Source organism: Metamycoplasma canadense, assembly GCF_000828855.1.
GTDB classification, from domain to species: domain Bacteria; phylum Bacillota_I; class Bacilli_A; order Mycoplasmatales; family Metamycoplasmataceae; genus Metamycoplasma; species Metamycoplasma canadense.
The window spans coordinates 609,002-626,880 of record NZ_AP014631.1; the positions used below are offsets into that span (position 1 = coordinate 609,002).

At 22.8% G+C, this 17,879-nt stretch carries 15 protein-coding genes, 1 other RNA gene and 1 pseudogene; 13 read left to right on the top strand and 4 right to left on the bottom strand.

Translation table 4 applies throughout. The annotated features are described in order from the left end of the window. The first annotated feature begins 35 nt into the window (after nucleotides 1–35). Both MCAN360_RS05665 and MCAN360_RS05670 read left to right on the top strand, forming a co-directional pair. Nucleotides 36–1,376, top strand: coding sequence for a putative cysteine peptidase (locus MCAN360_RS05665; protein WP_045434189.1), 1,341 nt, complete (start codon nucleotides 36–38; stop codon nucleotides 1,374–1,376). Further along, nucleotides 1,357–1,908 (top strand): hypothetical protein, encoded by a 552-nt coding sequence (locus MCAN360_RS05670; protein WP_045434191.1) that lies wholly within the window; start codon nucleotides 1,357–1,359, stop codon nucleotides 1,906–1,908. Before MCAN360_RS05665 ends, MCAN360_RS05670 begins: the two co-directional genes overlap by 20 nt. 244 nt (nucleotides 1,909–2,152) lie before the next feature. Here the strand turns inward: MCAN360_RS05670 and MCAN360_RS02555 are convergent, their stop codons facing one another. Beyond that, nucleotides 2,153–3,163, bottom strand: a complete 1,011-nt coding sequence (locus MCAN360_RS02555; protein WP_045433372.1) for an IS30 family transposase — start codon at nucleotides 3,161–3,163, stop codon at nucleotides 2,153–2,155. A gap of 665 nt (nucleotides 3,164–3,828) precedes the next feature. Here MCAN360_RS02555 and MCAN360_RS05675 point away from each other — a divergent pair. The 10 genes and pseudogenes from MCAN360_RS05675 (at nucleotide 3,829) to MCAN360_RS05820 (ending at nucleotide 15,247) form a co-directional block, all read left to right on the top strand. After that, on the top strand, nucleotides 3,829–4,569 hold the full coding sequence (locus MCAN360_RS05675) for a hypothetical protein (RefSeq protein ID WP_231852590.1): 741 nt from the start codon (nucleotides 3,829–3,831) through the stop codon (nucleotides 4,567–4,569). A 21-nt stretch (nucleotides 4,570–4,590) separates the two neighbouring features. After that, complete coding sequence (locus MCAN360_RS05680) at nucleotides 4,591–5,484, top strand: Cof-type HAD-IIB family hydrolase (RefSeq protein WP_045434193.1); 894 nt, start codon at nucleotides 4,591–4,593, stop codon at nucleotides 5,482–5,484. A 103-nt stretch (nucleotides 5,485–5,587) separates the two neighbouring features. Next, nucleotides 5,588–5,923: a hypothetical protein gene (locus tag MCAN360_RS02570; protein WP_045434195.1), complete on the top strand. Its 336-nt coding sequence runs from the start codon at nucleotides 5,588–5,590 to the stop codon at nucleotides 5,921–5,923. A gap of 119 nt (nucleotides 5,924–6,042) precedes the next feature. After that, on the top strand, nucleotides 6,043–8,874 hold the full coding sequence (gene uvrA, locus MCAN360_RS02575) for an excinuclease ABC subunit UvrA (protein ID WP_045434197.1): 2,832 nt from the start codon (nucleotides 6,043–6,045) through the stop codon (nucleotides 8,872–8,874). A gap of 83 nt (nucleotides 8,875–8,957) precedes the next feature. Continuing rightward, nucleotides 8,958–9,902 carry a prolipoprotein diacylglyceryl transferase gene (lgt, locus tag MCAN360_RS02580; RefSeq protein WP_045434199.1) on the top strand — a complete coding sequence of 315 codons (945 nt, stop codon included), beginning with the start codon at nucleotides 8,958–8,960 and terminating at the stop codon, nucleotides 9,900–9,902. A 33-nt stretch (nucleotides 9,903–9,935) separates the two neighbouring features. Beyond that, complete coding sequence (locus tag MCAN360_RS02585; protein ID WP_045434201.1) at nucleotides 9,936–10,850, top strand: NAD(P)/FAD-dependent oxidoreductase; 915 nt, start codon at nucleotides 9,936–9,938, stop codon at nucleotides 10,848–10,850. An 8-nt stretch (nucleotides 10,851–10,858) separates the two neighbouring features. Beyond that, complete coding sequence (locus MCAN360_RS02590) at nucleotides 10,859–12,445, top strand: extracellular solute-binding protein (protein WP_045434203.1); 1,587 nt, start codon at nucleotides 10,859–10,861, stop codon at nucleotides 12,443–12,445. Nucleotides 12,446–12,457: 12 nt separating this feature from the next. Next, entirely contained in the window at nucleotides 12,458–14,011 is a 1,554-nt protein-coding gene (locus tag MCAN360_RS05685) for a hypothetical protein (RefSeq protein WP_045434205.1), read from the top strand. A 194-nt stretch (nucleotides 14,012–14,205) separates the two neighbouring features. Then, nucleotides 14,206–14,808, top strand: coding sequence for a 30S ribosomal protein S4 (gene rpsD / locus MCAN360_RS02600; RefSeq protein WP_045434207.1), 603 nt, complete (start codon nucleotides 14,206–14,208; stop codon nucleotides 14,806–14,808). A 66-nt stretch (nucleotides 14,809–14,874) separates the two neighbouring features. Beyond that, a pseudogene (locus MCAN360_RS05820) lies at nucleotides 14,875–15,247 on the top strand (peptide-methionine (R)-S-oxide reductase). Between the two features lie 174 nt (nucleotides 15,248–15,421). Here MCAN360_RS05820 and MCAN360_RS02610 read toward each other — a convergent pair. Further along, the gene (locus tag MCAN360_RS02610) at nucleotides 15,422–15,601 is read right to left on the bottom strand and encodes a hypothetical protein (protein WP_045434209.1); all 180 of its coding nucleotides are present in this window, start codon (nucleotides 15,599–15,601) and stop codon (nucleotides 15,422–15,424) included. A gap of 798 nt (nucleotides 15,602–16,399) precedes the next feature. Here MCAN360_RS02610 and msrB point away from each other — a divergent pair. After that, a complete protein-coding gene (gene msrB, locus MCAN360_RS02615; RefSeq protein WP_045434212.1) occupies nucleotides 16,400–16,837 on the top strand; it encodes a peptide-methionine (R)-S-oxide reductase MsrB in 438 nt (145 codons plus the stop codon). A 114-nt stretch (nucleotides 16,838–16,951) separates the two neighbouring features. Here the strand turns inward: msrB and MCAN360_RS02620 are convergent, their stop codons facing one another. After that, a complete protein-coding gene (locus MCAN360_RS02620; protein WP_045434215.1) occupies nucleotides 16,952–17,578 on the bottom strand; it encodes a hypothetical protein in 627 nt (208 codons plus the stop codon). A gap of 42 nt (nucleotides 17,579–17,620) precedes the next feature. Beyond that, nucleotides 17,621–17,717: signal recognition particle sRNA small type (ffs, locus tag MCAN360_RS02945), an RNA gene on the bottom strand. Nucleotides 17,718–17,879: the final 162 nt, after the last annotated feature.

Genomic DNA, 17,879 nt, shown 5'->3' on the forward strand with positions numbered 1-17,879 from the left:
ATAAAAATAAATTTAATTATAAATTAAGGAAAAAAATGAAAATAAAAAAAATTTTAAATTATTTACACTTTTTATCAGTTCCATTAATTAGCTTATCTGTTCCTTTAATTTCTTCTACTAAAGGTGAAAATAAATTTAATCAAAATAATATAAAGAAAATTAAAGATTTTTTAATTGAAACTGAAAAAAATAATGTTGATAACATAACAAAAAAGGACAATAAACTAATTTATTCAAAAATTATAAAAGATTTAACAAATAGAAAAATATTAATGATAATTTTTGATAATTGCAATTCTTTCGTTGACCTTGAAACAATGCAAACATTAGAAATAAATTTTGAACATTATAATTTAGAAATTTTAAAAAAAAATGAAATTACTTATATTTCACTAGGAGAAATATATTTTAAGAAATCTAATGATTTTTTATTAACTAACATTTTAACAAATCAAGAAATTAATGTAAAAAATATTTATTTAACAAAAGCGATTAATATATCAGATGATAAAATAAAAGATGTTTTAAAAAAAAATTTGAATTTTAGAAAAAAAATTAAAAGTAAAAATATTTCTTTCAAAAGTAAGGATTATGGAAATAATTTACCTATTTCCGATTGGAAGAACTCACGTGAATTAAATGTCTCAACTCAAGTTCCTTTTTCTTGATGATTTGCAACTAGAGATTCTATTAGTTCAGCCGGATATGATCAACTTGGAAATTATGGTTTGTGCGAGTATGTCGCATTATCACAGTTACTTTTATATACAGAATTATTTATAAGACCTGATATTTTTGATTACGAACAATATAATCATTATATTTTTGAATCAAATTCAGATAATTTGTATTATTCTTCTCCTGAATTTAAATATCATTATTGAAACTCCACTAAAAAAAGTTTAACATATGATTTGTTTAAAATGGGCGGTGAATATTTGAATTTAAAAACAGGAAATTATTATGAGTATATAGTTAAGCAATTTATAAAAAATAAAGAAGTTTTAAATGAATTAGAATTTCCTCACAAATTTGGTGGATATTATAGAGCTTGAGAATCGGTGAAAAATGGAATACCGGCAATACTTGGTGTTGCAACATTAGGTGGTTTTAATCATGCTATGATAGTTTATGGATATGACGATAACTCTGATATGTTTTTATCATCAAAATGCTTTGGAAATTCAAAAGAAAACAGAATATTATATTCTTATTATACAAAAGTTTGAGGATCATATTATTTTTCGATCAAATTAAAAGAAAACAAAGAATTTAATAATTTTAAAAAAGCTTTCATTTATAACGAAAAAAAATTTAGCGGAAATGAAATTAATGAAATGTTAAAGGACCATAATTATGAATATAAAAAATTATAAGAAACTATTTTTCAGTTTTGATTTATTACTAAACATCGTTTTCTTTTTATCATTATTTTTTATTTTTGTTTATATAATTTGAGCAAAAAACTATAATAAGCAATTTGAAGACATTTCTTTAATGCCATCAACATATAAAAAATATATTAATTGAAGATATTTATATCCAGTTTCTTTTTCATTAATTTATTTGTCTATTATTTTGTTACAAGTTACAAAATTTGTTATTCTTTTACGAAATAAAAACGGTATTTTAAAAAGTTTATTTCCAATATTTTTTATTAATAAAATTAATATATTAAATAGCGATTTAAAAATTAATAAAACAAACTTTATTGCTTTTTTTGTTTTTTTAAATATTTCTTTATTATCTATTTTAATATCGGCAATTTTTAATATTATTTCTGATAGGGTTTATTGAAGCTTTATAGTTTTTATTATTTACTTTGTAACAATTATGGTTTCCTATGTTCCAATCACAATTTATTTTTACAATTGAAATCATAATAATAAAAAAAATAGAATTAAATAGACGTATATTTTTTTAAAATATATGTCTATCCTAAAAAGTAAATCCAAGTGCAACACTAGTTGCTTGGCTTTTTTTTATTTTATTATTTTTTTCTAAAATTATTTATATTTTATTTTGAAAGCTCCTTTTGAAAGGGGTTTGGGGTTAGAAGTCCTCTTGATAAGAGGGTTCGGGAGTAGAAATTTAACATATAACAAAACTAAAATACCTCTTTGCAAAAGAGGTTAGAATTTTGTAACTTTAATTATCAAACAAGACCATAATAGTTAGCATTTATAAATAATTCGTTTGCTGATTTTCAATTTAAAATTTCACGAGGCATATTATTTATTTTTTTAGTAATTTCATCTAACATTTCTTGTGTTATTTGATTAAAATCAAATCCTTTTTTATATTCTCTTCTAATAAGACCATTTCAATGCTCATTAGACCCTCGTTGAAATGATGCATATGGCTCGGCTTTATATATTTTTGTATTAAGTCATTTTCCCAATATTCCTATTTTTTCAAACTCAATACCATTATCAACAGTTATTGATTTTACAATCAATTCATTATCTTCAATAAGTTTTTTTATTGTAGCATTTACTTTCATTGAATTTTTGCTTTGTATTAAAATAGCAAAACCAACTCTTGTTTTTCTTTCAGTAAAAGTTAAAATATTGTTATAACCCGTAGCTCTTTTACCAATAATTAGATCAGCTTCTCAATGTCCGAATTCTTCACGGCGGTCAATTGACTTGGGTCTTGTTCAAATAGGGAAAACAAAATCTGCTGATTTAACAAGTCTTTTTATAACACTTCCTGTTCTTTTACCACCTTTTTTATAGTATGAACGTAATAAATTAGATCTTTTAATATTTCATTTATTGCTTTTTATTCAATTGAATATAGTTTTTAAACAAGGAATTTTAATTTTAAAATTATCTTTTATATATTTATGAGTTAGTTTTACTCCATAAAATTTTTTATCAAATTTTTTTTGAAATATTTCACAAAATTTACTGTATTTACTATTCAAAAATTTAAAATAGTATTTATGATAATGACGCCGTTGAGCTTTAATATTTGCATAATATGGCGAATAATTACCATATTTATCTAAATTTCGTTTAATTTCTCTACTTATTGTTGAAGGGCTCTTTTGTAATATTTCTGCAATCTTTCTTAAAGACAAATTTATCTCTAAATAATTTGAAATTGCTTCTCTATCACTTTTTGTTATGTGCGTATATTTTTTAGTAGTATAATTCATATGAAGTTCCTGACCGTTATGGAGCTTTTTTCTTTTTTAAAAATAAAAAATAATAATTAAAAAAGTTCAAGCTGCACACAACTAAATTTTACTTTATTTGTGTTGCACTTGAACTTACAATGTAGCATAGACGTATATTTTTTTAAAATATATGTCTATTTTTTAAAAAATAATATATGCAAAAAGTTAATTAATGAATTTATAAAAAAACATAAGATTTTTTTAAACCCTTAAAAATACAAGTCATAAAATATGGCAGACATATTTAATTTTCTAATTTCAAAATGAATAATAAATCTCTTAAATATATATAAACTCATTTATCTAAAGAAGTGAATACTTAATAAATATTTTTGTACTGCAAAAGCCAATAGTGAAGAATTTAAAATTATGTATTAAATAATAGTGACTACATAAATTTAAATAATGGTTTTAAGCATAAAGAAAAAATATTTTACTTATTATTTAAAAATAAAAAAATCCACGTAATAATTAAAAGAAAAATAGTGACAATAAGAAAACTGAGAACTTAAAAAACAAATAAGATAAAAAGTGAGTGTTTTAGTTATTAAAAAAACTTGGAAGCAAAAATAAACATAATAAAAATTAAAATTTTTATTTTCTATATGATATCTTTAAAATATCTTATAAAATTTAAAGTAATTATGAAAAAAATAAGAAAAACCTCACTTTTATTTTCTCTTGCATTAAGTACACCAGCAACATTTTTATCATCAGTAATTATTTCTTGTACTAATAAAAACCAGGTAAGCTTAAATGATAATAATAAGCAATTTAAAGAAATAAAAACTTATTTTGAAAATTTAGAATGAAATAATTTTTTATTAGATAAAAAAATGAAAGAGTTAAAAAAAGATTATAAGGAATTTACTTATGAATCATTTTTTGAATGAGATAATGATAAACAATTATCAAATTTACAAAAAATTGAAATAAATGACGAAAATGATGTTTTATCTAAGAAGAAAGCTAGAGAAATAGATAATGATATTACTAGAAAAATATATTTACCGAAAAAAATAAATGATTTAATAGATGATTATAATAATACTAAGGATGAAAAAGATAAATTAGTTGTAATTTTTAGAAGTCAAAAATTACCTAAGCCAGAAGATGCTATATTGGTATGGGTTTGACTAACACAAAAAAAATATTTAGATTATAATAATTTAGAAATTAAAAATTTAAAATATCTAATTTCTAAAAAAGTAATTTTATACGGGCATTGATTTTATAATGAGGAGTATCAAAATAAAAAAAGCAATAAAGTCTGGAAAATTTTACAATACACAGTTCCAACTATTGCCATTGGCGGACTGTTTTTGTATGTAATTATAGCTTTATTAGTTAAAAGAAAGAAAAAAGCTTTTAAAAATAAGAAATAAATGTAAAAATAAGGATATAAAATGTACAAAGAAATAAATAATAAAAAACCAGTAATTTTTTCAGATGTTGATGGAACAATATATAGAGATTTCAAGTTGATGCAAGAAACTATTAAAGATGTTGAATTTGCTATTAAAAATGGTGCTGATTTCAATATTTGCACAGGAAATCCAGTACAAGAAAGAATGCTTGAATTATCTAAAGTTTTGAAAGTTAAATATTTATTATGTTCATCTGGTGGAGAAATTTATGATGTTCAAAAACAAGAATTAATTAAGAGTTGAAAAATTGAATTTGATATTTTAAAAAAGCTTATTGAAGTTGCAAATAAACTTAATTTACAAATGATTTTTTGAGATGAAAAAAATTATTTTTATTTAAAAGATACCCCGAACCTTGCTAAGGAAATTTTTAATTACCATTTTATTTCTGAAAGTAAAATAAATTCGATTCCCAAATTATGAAATAATCAGAAAATAAATCCAATTAAGATTGAATTTTATTCAATTGATTATCCATTTTCTGAAACATATTTACAAGAAATATACAATAATATTAAAAATATTGAAAATATTGAAATTATTGTAACTCATTGCAATGTTGAAATTAACGCCTTTAATGTTAATAAAGGAAATGCGATAAAGTGATTGATACAAAATGAATATAAAGAAGAAAATGTTTCAATTGAAGATATTATGACAATTGGTGATTCAAATAATGATATTCCAATGTTTAAATTAAATAAATATTCATACGCAATGGCAAATGCGACGCCAGAACCCTTAAAAGTAGCAAAATTATTTACAAGCGATGTTTCACAAAACGGTTTAGGCGAAGCTATTTTAGATTATTTATATCGTTTAAAAAATATTGCTCGAAAACATATGCTTCATGAATTTTTAGAAGCAGAATAAAAAAACTAAAAATTAATTTATAATCGTTACAAAAAAGCTATAAAAATAATAAAATTATTACTAACAAGTTTACAACATAATAGTTGAAGAGGTTTTTAAAAATATGACTAAAGAAGAATTAGAAAAAATTATTAAAGAAGGTGGAAACGTTGAAGAGATATTAGAAGCTCAAAATGAATTTTTTTCACAGTTTTTTCAATCTTTAAAAGATTTAAATTATGATGATCAAAAAATAAAAGAGATTTTAACAGAATTTGTTGATCAAATTCAAAATTCACCGTTTATGAATTTTCAAAATTTTGTTATTTCAGAACAAGATAAAAAGCAAATTTTAGATGAAATTTTAAGATCTTATGAAGAATTTAAAAAAGCTAATAATTCTAAAAATTTTGCTAATAATTCAACAAACAATTTAGAATTTGAGGACGATATAAATTAACTGAATTCTTAATTAAATTAATTTTTTTAGAACCTAAAGATTTAAGCTTTAGGTTTTTATTTTATCGGTTAAATTTTATTATTGAAAAAAAATAATTATTAAATATAATTATATTTAATATGAAGGATAAAATAATTATTAAAAACGCAAGAGAAAATAATCTAAAAAGTGTTAATTTAGAAATACCACGTAATAAATTTGTAGTTTTTAATGGACTTTCAGGATCTGGAAAATCATCGCTAGCTTTTAATACAATTTATGAAGAAGGACGCCGTAGATATGTAGATAGCCTTTCTAATTATGCTAAACAATTTTTAGGAGGTACTAAAAAACCCGATGTAGATAGCATTGAAGGCTTAAGCCCAGCTATTTCTATTGAACAAAAAACAGTTCATAACAATCCACGAAGTATTGTAGGAACTGTTACTGAAATATATGATTATCTAAGATTATTATTTGCGCGAATTGGAAAACCATTTTGTCCAAACCATAAAAAAGAAATTACAGCTCAAAAAAGTCGTGATATTATTAACCATGTTTTTTTAGAAAAAGAAGGTTCAAAAATTTTTATAATGTCACCAATTGTTAATAATCAAAAAGGCTCATTTTCAACAATTTTAGCTAAACTAAAAAAAGAAGGATTTTTAAGAATTAAAGCTAATGGTGATATTCTGGAGTTAGAAAATACAACACATTTAGACAAAAATAAAAAATGAGATATTGATTTAATAATCTATCACTTTATTTTAAGTCATGATCCTGAAATTAAATCAAGAATTGCTGAGGCTATAGAAATTGCTTTAGATTATTCTAATGGCTTAGTAACAGTAGAAGTAGAAAATGGAAATAAAAATACCTATTCGATTTTTCATTCTTGTGAGCACGGTGATTTTGATATGCCAAAAATCGAACCAAGATTATTTTCATTTAATTCTCCAAATGGCATGTGCTATAGATGTAAGGGACTTGGTATTTTACAACGTGCTTCTTGAGATTTAATATGTCCTGATAAAAAATTAACAATTAATCAAGGTGCGATTTTATTTTATAAAAATTTAATTAATACTCCTAATTTAGAATGGCAAGAATTTAATAAATTATTATCTTTTTACAATATTGATAAAAATACACCAATTAACGAGCTTTCAAAAAATGAAATTGATATTTTAAAATTTGGTTCCGAAGAAAATATAACTTTTACTTTGATTTCCGAAAGCGGAAACAGATATGAAAAGAATAAACACATTGAAGGGATATGTGAAAAAATTGAAAGAAAATATATTGATACAACTTCAAATGATTCGAGAGTTTATTATTCAAAGTATATTTCTGACATTCCTTGTGATGAGTGTAAAGGAAAACGTTTAAATAAATTTGCTTTAGCAACTAAAATTAATGATCTTGATATTTATGAAATCTGTAGCAAATCAATTGATGAGTTAAAAGTAATTTTAAACAATATAAAAATGACTGACCTAGAAAAAGAAATTACTAATTTAATTACTATTGAGTTAAATCATCGTATTGATTTTTTAATAAATGTTGGATTGCAATATCTTACTTTAAATAGAAAAGCCGAAACTCTTTCAGGAGGAGAGGCACAAAGAATAAGACTTGCTACGCAAATTGGTGCTAATTTAACAGGTGTTTTATATGTCTTAGATGAACCATCAATTGGTCTTCATCAAAAAGATAATGAAAAATTACTTAGTTCATTAAGAAAAATGGTTGATTTAGGTAATTCATTAATTGTTGTGGAACACGATGAGGATACAATTAGACAAGCTGATTTTATTGTTGATATTGGTCCTAAGGCCGGAAATAATGGAGGAGAAATTGTTGCAGCAGGAGAATTAATAAAAATTATTAATAATCCTAAAAGTATTACTGGAAAATATTTATCAAAAGAATTAGAAATAAAAATACCTAAATCTAGACGTTCTGGTAATGGTAAAGTTTTAACTATTAAAAAAGCTAAAACTAATAATTTGGATAATTTAACTGTTAAATTTCCACTTGGTAAATTTATTGCTATCACAGGAGTTTCGGGATCAGGAAAATCTTCGCTAATTAATCAGGAATTAGTTAAAGAATTAAATGTAATGCTTAATAATCCAAAATATGAAGTTAATGACAATACTAAAATTTTTGGTCATTTATATATTGATAAATTAATAAAAATTGATCAAAGTGCAATTGGTAGAACTCCGCGTTCTAATCCGGCAACGTATACTGGAGTATTTGATGATATAAGGGAAATTTTTGCAAATGTTGAGGAAGCAAAAATTAGAGGATATACACGATCAAGATTTTCTTTTAATGTTCCTGGTGGTCGTTGTGATAAATGTGAAGGCGACGGCGTTATTAAAATTGAAATGCACTTTTTACCAGATGTTTTTGTAAGTTGTGATCATTGCGATGGACAAAGATATAATCATGAAACATTAGAAATAAAATACCATGGCAAGTCAATAAGTGATGTTTTAGATATGACCGTTGAACAAGCGTACGCATTTTTTATTAAAAGAAGTAAGATAACTGACCAGCTTCAAACATTGTTAGACGTTGGACTTGGATATATTAAGTTAGGGCAAAATGCGACGACACTGTCTGGTGGAGAAGCTCAAAGAGTAAAATTAGCAACTTATTTACAAAAAAAACCTACCGGGAAATCACTTTATATTTTAGATGAACCAACAACAGGATTACATCCTTACGATATTCAAAATTTACTAAATGTATTAAATAGAATTGTTGATAACGGGGACACCGTTATTGTTATCGAGCATAATTTAGATGTTATTAAATCTGCCGATTATATTATTGATTTAGGTCCTGAAGGTGGTAAATTTGGCGGTAAATTAGTTGCTACCGGAACACCTGAGCAAATAGCTCAAAATAATAATTCATACACTGGTCAATATTTAAAAAAAATATTAAATATATCTTAATTATTAATAATATAATTTATAAATAAAATATAATATTTATTATTTTTTAAAGCATAATAAATACAATAATTTTAAGGAGAAAAATGAAGGATTATTCAGGTGTTAGTTTGCAAGTCGGTCCGATCTATGTTTATTCATTAACAATGATGCTTGGTATGATTGCATCTATTCTAACGGTTTTCTATTTTTGAAAACGTGAAAAATATACTTTTGAGCAATTAGCTATTTTGATTTTTATTGCTTTACCAACAGCTATTGCTGGTGCTAGATGCTTCTTCGTAATTCAACAATTAATCGAACATAAAGGTTGAGTTAATGGTCCATGATATACAATGTTTTTTGTATGGCAAGGTGGATTATCTATTCATGGTGGAGTCATTACTTCAACAATATGTTGTGTTATATACATTGTTTTTTCGAAAAATGCAAAAAAAATTGATTTGAAAAAAGCATTTTCAATTATTCTTCCAGCAGTTTTAATAGGGCAGGCAATTGGTCGTTGAGGAAATTTTGCTAACCACGAAGTTTATGGTCAAATTATGACCGAAAATTCATTAGCATTTAAAATTCTTCCTAAGTTAATTAGAGATCATATGTATATTGGTGGTCATTATCGCCTTCCTTTATTCTTATATGAATCTATTGCTAACTTATTTGGTTATATTATTTTGGTTTGAATTTTAAATAATTATAATTGATTAAAGCCAGGCACTACTGGATCGCTATATGTTTTATATTATGGAATTGTTCGTTTCGGAATGGAACCATTGCGTCAAGACAGTTATACAATTTATAAAGTAATTTCAGCTCTTTATATTATTGTCGGAATTTTATTATTAATACTATTTGAGTTTATTATTAAATTAAATTATAATGCTTATAAAGTGTACAAATATCATAAAGAATGAACACATAAATTCTTTTACTTTATTGTATATGAACCAAAAAATAATCAAAGAGGATTATTAAAAAAAGATTTCAGAAAACTAAATTTATCAAAAAATAATGAGGATGTTACGTTAGCATAAGCTAATGTTTCATTTTTTAAAAAAGGAGAAAAAATGGAAAATATTTTTGACGTTTTAATAATTGGTGCGGGACCTGCTGGTTTGACAGCAGCGATGTATTTAGGTCGTAACGAATATAAAGTTGGTTTTATTGAAAATTATGCTCCTGGTGGAAAGATGGTACAACAATCAAAAATTGAAAATTATCCAGGTTTTGAATATATTACCGGAATTGAGTTATCAATGAATATGTTTAATCAAGCTAAAAAAAATAATGCTGAGTTTATTTTTGGTAAGGTAATTTCGATTAAAGACCATTCAGAATTTAAAAAAGAAGTTTATTTAGAAAATGGTGATAAATATTTAACAAAAACTATTGTTATTGCTACTGGAATGGTTAATTTAGTTCCAGCGAACATTGAAAATATTGAAAAATTTAATAATAAAGGCGTTTCATATTGTGCAATTTGTGACGGCGCCTTATTTAAGAATAAAAAATGTGCTATTATTGGTGGCGGTAATTCAGCATTTGAAGAATCAATTTATTTAGCTTCAACATCATCAGAAGTTTATATATTTGTTCGTGATGGAATAATAGCAGAAGCAAAATTGGTTTCTGATGTTAAAAAACATAAAAATATTTTTATTTATGAGAATTCACAAATTTTAAAATTAAATGGTGAAAATGAAATCGAAAGCATAACTGCTAATATTAATGGTGAAATTAAAAATATGGATATAAAAGGAGTTTTTCCGTATATTGGTTTTAAAGCAGCAACTTCATTTATTAAAAATAAAGAAATTTTAAATGAAAGAGGATTTATTATTGTAGATAAAAACATGGAAACATCAATGAAAAATATTTTTGCAATCGGTGATGTTGTTGCAAAAGAAATTAGACAAATTACAACAGCTACAAATGATGGTACTATTGTTGCTAAAGTTATTTCTTCAAGAATAGTTAAATAATAAAATCTATGATTAAAAAAAGATTTTTAAGTCTATTACCAACTCCAGTACTTTCTTTAGGTTCTTTTTTTTGTATTTCGTGCGATGAGCAAGAAAAACAACCGGTTTCAGTTATGATTCCATTTGTTGAACAACATGAAAAAAAATCTTATGCAGTAATGGAAAAATTAATAAACAAGTTCAATGAAAAATTAGATAAGAAATATGAAGAAAATAAATTAATTTTAGTAAACTCGTTCGATAAAAAAGATATTCAAAGCAAAGTCATTTTACAATTAAATGTTCAAAGTAGTTCAACACCTTCGCTTGTTTTTTCGTATCCTTCATTAGTTTCATCAATATATGGTGCCGATCGTTTATATGACTTAACAAGTATTGCTGATAAGACAGGAATTTCTAAGAATATGTTAGATTATAATAATCGTTTAGGATTTAATAATACAGGTAATATTTATAATTTTCCTGTTGGCATTAGTTCAGAAATTCTTATAATTAATAAAAAAATACTTTCTAAAGTTTTATATTCATTAGATAAATATAATGAAGATAATAAAATAAAAAATATTAACATTTTTAATCTTAGAAAAAATACGTTTTTTGCAAGTTTGATAAACGAATATAAAAAATCTAAAAATAAAAAAGAATTTTTAGATTTTAATAAAGATGAAATTAAAAAATGAGATTTAAATTTAGAAAATAACTTTTTAAATTATGACGTTGATTTTCAAAAGTTTTGTTCACTTTTGAAAAAAACAATAAAGAAGCTTGATTTTAATATTTTGTATGTTAAGCATGTTGAAAATTATATATATGAAAGTTTATTTAAAAAAGCTGCTTCGAATTTTGAGCAATTTGTTATAAAGTATAATTCTAATTATGATATTGATTTTAAATTTATTTTAGAACCAAACTCAAAAGAGTATAAGATATTTTATGAAAATATTAAAGAGTTTTATAATAATCTAAGAAATAAAATAATTAATATCGATCCAGATAGGGAACATATTTTAAGGTCGTCGGATTTAAAAAATCAATTGTTTTCATTTGTAACTTCAAGAGTTTATGAATATGATTTTGATTTTTTTAAAAAACACGAAAATGATTTAATAATTAAAAATGTACCAATTAAAAACAACATAAACCAAAAAAAAGGAACTTATTTTATTCAAGGTTTATTTTTATCAGCAATAAAATCTAAAATAAATAATAAAAATGAGGTAATTAATTTATTTTTAAATTGACTTTATGATAAAAAAAATATTTTAGAATGGAAATATGAAAATAAAATAGTTAAGTTAACTCCTGTTGAATATTTAAGTTTAAATTTAGGTTATGTATATCCAACATTAAATTTTAAAGAGCAATATGAAGTAATTAAAAATAATGAAAATAAAGCTAACAATCTTATTTTGAATAACATTGAAAATGATAACTTAAATCCTTTTACTGAATTAGCTGATTATAATAGTAATCAATTAAGAAAAACGATTAAATATCTAGCAATGAACGATTTATTAAAAAATGCTCAAAAGAACGTTGATCCTGATACCGCAGTTAAAGAATTTATTGAAAAATTAGTTAATATAATAAAGTAGGTTTTATTATTTATGAAAAATAAATTATTTCCAGAATATTTAAAAAATATAAGTCAAAAAGAAACTGAATTTTTTGAATATAAAAATAACCATATTTTAGGAAAAATAGGTCCTAATTTTAATTGCTTTAATGAAGTTACAATTGAATTATTATCTTATGCTATTGTTAATATTTTAAAAAGTAAAAATCTGGACATTAAACTCTTAATCGCAAATGATGGATTATCAAAATATGCAAGTTTTTTTGAAAAAAAAATAGCTAATATAATTTCTTATTACACTCAAAAAATTTACTGTTTTAAAAACCACACTCCAGTTTCAGAAGCATTTTTTAAATATACTAATTTAATAACAGAATCATTTGGAATGATTATTTATTTTCATAAATTTTCCGAAGATAATAAGTTTGCTATATCATTTTTTAACAAAAATAATGATCCTCTTTCTGAAGAAATAATTAAAGAAATAATTAAAGAATATAAAAAAATTAATATTAACGATAATAAAAACACAACTAATGATTTAAATTTTTTGAATTTTGATAAATTATTAAAAGAATATACTGATTTTTTAATCAAAAAAAACTTTACTAAGGATGCAAATCATCTTCTTAACATTGGTATTATTTATTCTTCGCTACAAAATACATTTATAAAAAAAATATTAGGAAAAAACGACATAGCTTATAAAGTTTTTAAGAAAAATTTTAAAAAAGATAAACCATTATTAATTAATTTTTCTTTTTTTTATTTCAAAAGTTTAAAAAATATAGATTATATTATTAAATTTTCTTACGATTATAAAAAACTTTATTTATATAAAAGAAATTACTCAAAGAAAACAAGTTTATGTTTTGAATTAGTAGATATAACCGATTTAATTTGTAATTATTTATCATTTACAAATACTATTTTAAATACAAACAGAAATTTTTCTCCGATTAAAAAAATTTATTCAAATAATTTAGTTAAAAAAGAATATATTTTATCTATAGCTTCTTATTTTAAGCTTGATTTTCAAATAAATTGATTGTTTAGACCGAATTTAATTAATGACGAGAATTCAATTTATTTTGATGAAGAAAATAATGTTTATTTATTTAATTCAAAAAAAATAGGATATGATGCATTTTCTTTTTTTACTGTATTAATAGATATGCTAAATTATTATAAAACTCAAGGAATGAAATATGAAGATATTTGTTCTCAAAATTTAAGTTTTATTGATCAATTAAAAATTACTGAATTTGAAATTCATTGTATTAAAGAAAATGTTATTAATTTTGAAACTAAATTATTTATTCAAGATAATATTTCCTTAATTAAAGTTAACTCAATTGAAAATGTAAAAGAATATTATAAAAATGAATTTCAAAAATATATAGCAAAATTTAATTTTGAGCAATCCGAATGAATGAGTATTAAATACGATTTTAAAAATGAAAAACTAATCTTTTTAGTTTGTGAAACAAAAAAAACTAATGGTAATTTAGCTAAAAAAATAAAAAAATATATGAAAAAATTTACAAAAAAATATAATAAACCACTTATAAAATTAGGAGATTAAAATTAAAAAAATATTACACTTATTTTTATAAAAATAAGTTATAATTCTTAAGCATTGACACAGCATAATAATATTATTTAAATGTTTTTTCTTTGTTTTAAATTTGAAAGTAAGTAAGCTGTATGCCGAAATCATTAGAGAAAAAAATATAGATTAAGAATTATTAAATTGTCTTTGCATATTGAAAGGAAAATATGTCAAGATTTTTAGGATCAATTTTTAAAAAATCAAGAAGATATGGAACATCTCTTTTAGAAAATAATAAAGAATTCACAAAAGGTAAAAAAAGAACAACAGCTCCTGGACAACATGGTGCTAAAAGATCTAAACCATCAGATTACCAACTACATATGTATGAAAAACAAAAAGTAAGATTTATGTATGGTTTAAACGAAAGACAATTCAAAAACTTATTTAATGTTGCATCAAAAAAAGCTGGTGTTACTGGTACTAACTTGCTTCAACTAGTTGAATCAAGATTAGATAACTTGGTTTTTAGAGCTGGCTTTGCACGTACTAGAGCACAAGCAAGACAATTTGTTAACCATAACCATGTTATTGTTGATGGACACAAAGCAAACATTCCTTCAATGATTATTAAACCTGGTTCAGTTATTGAAATTAAATCTTCATTAGAAAATAATTCTAATTTAAAAGATGCTTTAGAAGTAATGCAAACCGCTTCATGATTATCACGTGAAAATAATAAAGTAACATATACCAGATTACCTGAAAGAAATGAATTTGCAAAAGATATTGATGAATCATTAATCGTTGAGTACTACAATAGACGTTAATATTATTTTTTAAAATTCTTGCTTGTTTTTTAGCGAGAATTTTTTTATTTTTAATAATAATTTTGATTATGCAAAAAAGATTTAAGTCATTTAACCGAATTACAATATAAAGTAAATCAAGAAAGTTATACTAAAAAACTATTTGAAAATGAATAGGATAACAATTTCCAAAAAGGAATTTATGTTGATATTGTTGATGGTAAGCACTTACTAAACCCCAATTGACAAAGGCTTAATTGTCAAAAAGGAAGACTTAATACATAATATGATAAGTACTGAAGTAAAAAGTTCTAATGTAAAATCTAACTTGGGACATGTTTTTAATTATGATCCAAAAACGAGCGGAGGATTAAGGTACTGTATTAATTCATCTTTGTTAAAATTTATTCTCTATGAAGAACCTGATCACGACGGACTTGGTCATTTTAAAGAGATTTAAGATTCTAAATAAAAAAAGTTAATTAAAATTTCTGCGACTTTGCTGCAGGAATTTTTTGTTTATATATTTTAAATTATTAATTGGGTTTCGGGTTTTCTTTTAAATCAAAAATAGTTTTTTAGATATTTAAAATAATTATGTTTTTAACAAAATGTCTTATAGTACTATCATTATCTAAAAATATATCATTAGCTTTTTGGAGCTCAGCAAGAACGTTGCAAAAATATCAAATGATTTATCAACATTTTTATTTTCTTTTGATTTTTCAATCATTTCATTAAATTGTTTCTGAACAATATTAGGATCTGCAAAAACATAATAAAATTCAAAAGCATCATTATTTTTTATTAACAATAAAAAGACCCCCTATTTTTACTATTTTTGAACTAAAATTTCTAATTGCTTGATTTTAAATTGATTTATGTTTATATAATTTTTAATTGATTATAACAGGGTTATCTTCTTATATTTAATACTCCTCATAGAATAATTTTTTTGTTATTTTGAAATAAATATAAAAAATAACTCAGTAAAATAATTATTTTAATTAGTTTTTTTAAAAACTAAAATGAAATATTTATTATAAGTTTTTCTATTTTATTGATAAACATTTGGAATTATAAGTAAAGATAAAAATCTACTAAAAATAAAAAGAAAATTAAATTTTGTTTTATTTTCTTATTCTTTTGCTATTAAAAGCAAAATATTCTTTTAAAAAAACTATCTTTATGATATTAAAAGATTTTTTTAAACTAATATGTTATTATAAATAACATATAAAAAACTATGTAATGGTCACGCCAGACAAGATGAAAGTAAATAATATTAGACATTTATGAGTAAAATAATTAGAAGGGGAAGAAAAGCAGTTATTATAGGAACTACAGTATTACTTTTAGCTACTATTGCTATATAGGTATAATAGGTGTCAGTTAAGTTGCATAAAAATGCATTGTTTAATAAAAAAACTGTTTGATTAATGATCTTAATTTATGAATTAAAGACTTATTTGAAACTGATAAAGAAAAATATGAAAAACTTGCTTTAGATTTAAAAAATAATAATTATTATAATTTTCTGTTTTTAAATTAGACAGAAAATTTTTTATTTTTTAAAGCAAAAACCCAAATTTAAAATATATAATTTTTAGCTATGAAAAATAAAAAAGATTTAACCCACTTGACCGAATTACAATATAAGGTAACACAAGAAGGATATACTGAAAAACCATTTGAGAATGAATATGACAATCATTTTGAAAAAGGAGTTTATGTTGATATTGTTGATAATACACCATTGTTTTTATCAACAGATAAATTTAATTCTGGATGTGGTTGACCAGCGTTTAGTAAACCAATTGAAAAAAAATTAATTATTGAAAAAGAAGACCTATCACATAATATGATAAGAACAGAGGTAAAAAGCAATAATGCAGATTCACATCTCGGACATGTTTTTAATGATGGTCCTAAAGAAACCGGCGGCTTAAGATATTGTATTAATTCAGCCTCTTTAAAATTCATACCTTATGAAGAATTAGATAAAAACGGACTTGGTAATTTTAAGAGTATTTTAGATAGTAAAAAGTAATTTCTGCAATATGCAGAAATTTTTATTTTTAGACTCGTATATTTTATTAATAAAAATTCAAGCGCATCTAATTAAAATTTATTGCGCTTGAATTATAAAATTAATAATTATTTATTAGTTAATTTCTGATTCTTCTTTTAGATCAAATAAGGTTTTTTCAATATTCATAACAACTATTGTTTTTACATATTTACTTATTTGGTTTTCATTGTCTAAAAACATATCATTTGATTTTTTTAATTTTGGTAAAAAGTGCTGAAAAACATCAAAAACATAATTTACATTTTCTTGGTTTTCTTTTTTTGTTAGTATTTCTTCGAATTGTTTTTTTACTACATTTGGATCAGCAAATATATAATAAAAATTATTTTCTGCAAGAATAAGCCCACCATTTTTTTCATTGTTTGTTTTAATTATATTTAATAAGTTTTCGAGCTGTTTAATTTTAAATTTATTAATATTTTTATATTTATTTAAATTTACCACTATTTCATTTTTACTTTCTTCTTTATATTCGTCATAAAAACGTTTATATGGACATAAAAAATATTGATTTTCATCAAAAAACAAATTTTCTATTTCTTTATCATTTTTTTCCAAATAAGTGTTAATTAATGTTGAATTAAAAAATGGTTTTTTTGAAATTTTTTTATAAATAACAAAATCTGTTAAATCTAAAATTGGCAATATTGAAAAATTTTCTACATCTTCTTCAGTGGTTAATAATCATGTACAAATCATAATTAACCTCCTTTTTTTAATAAGTTACAATAAAAGTTTATGAAAAATTAAAAAACCACAAGACACGGTACTTCTCGACATGGCTGCTATATTTCTATCCTGACCAGTTTACAAGGTTGCTGTTCTCATGGCTATATCATTATAGCACATTTTTATTTTTAAAAAATAAAATAAAACTATGTCTTTTAGTTATTTAGAAGACATTAAAATAAGCATCTACAAAAAATAATAATTTGTAATATTAATTTTTGTTAATGTTATAACTCTTTTTTCTTTTTATTTTGAGCTATTTTTTGCTTGA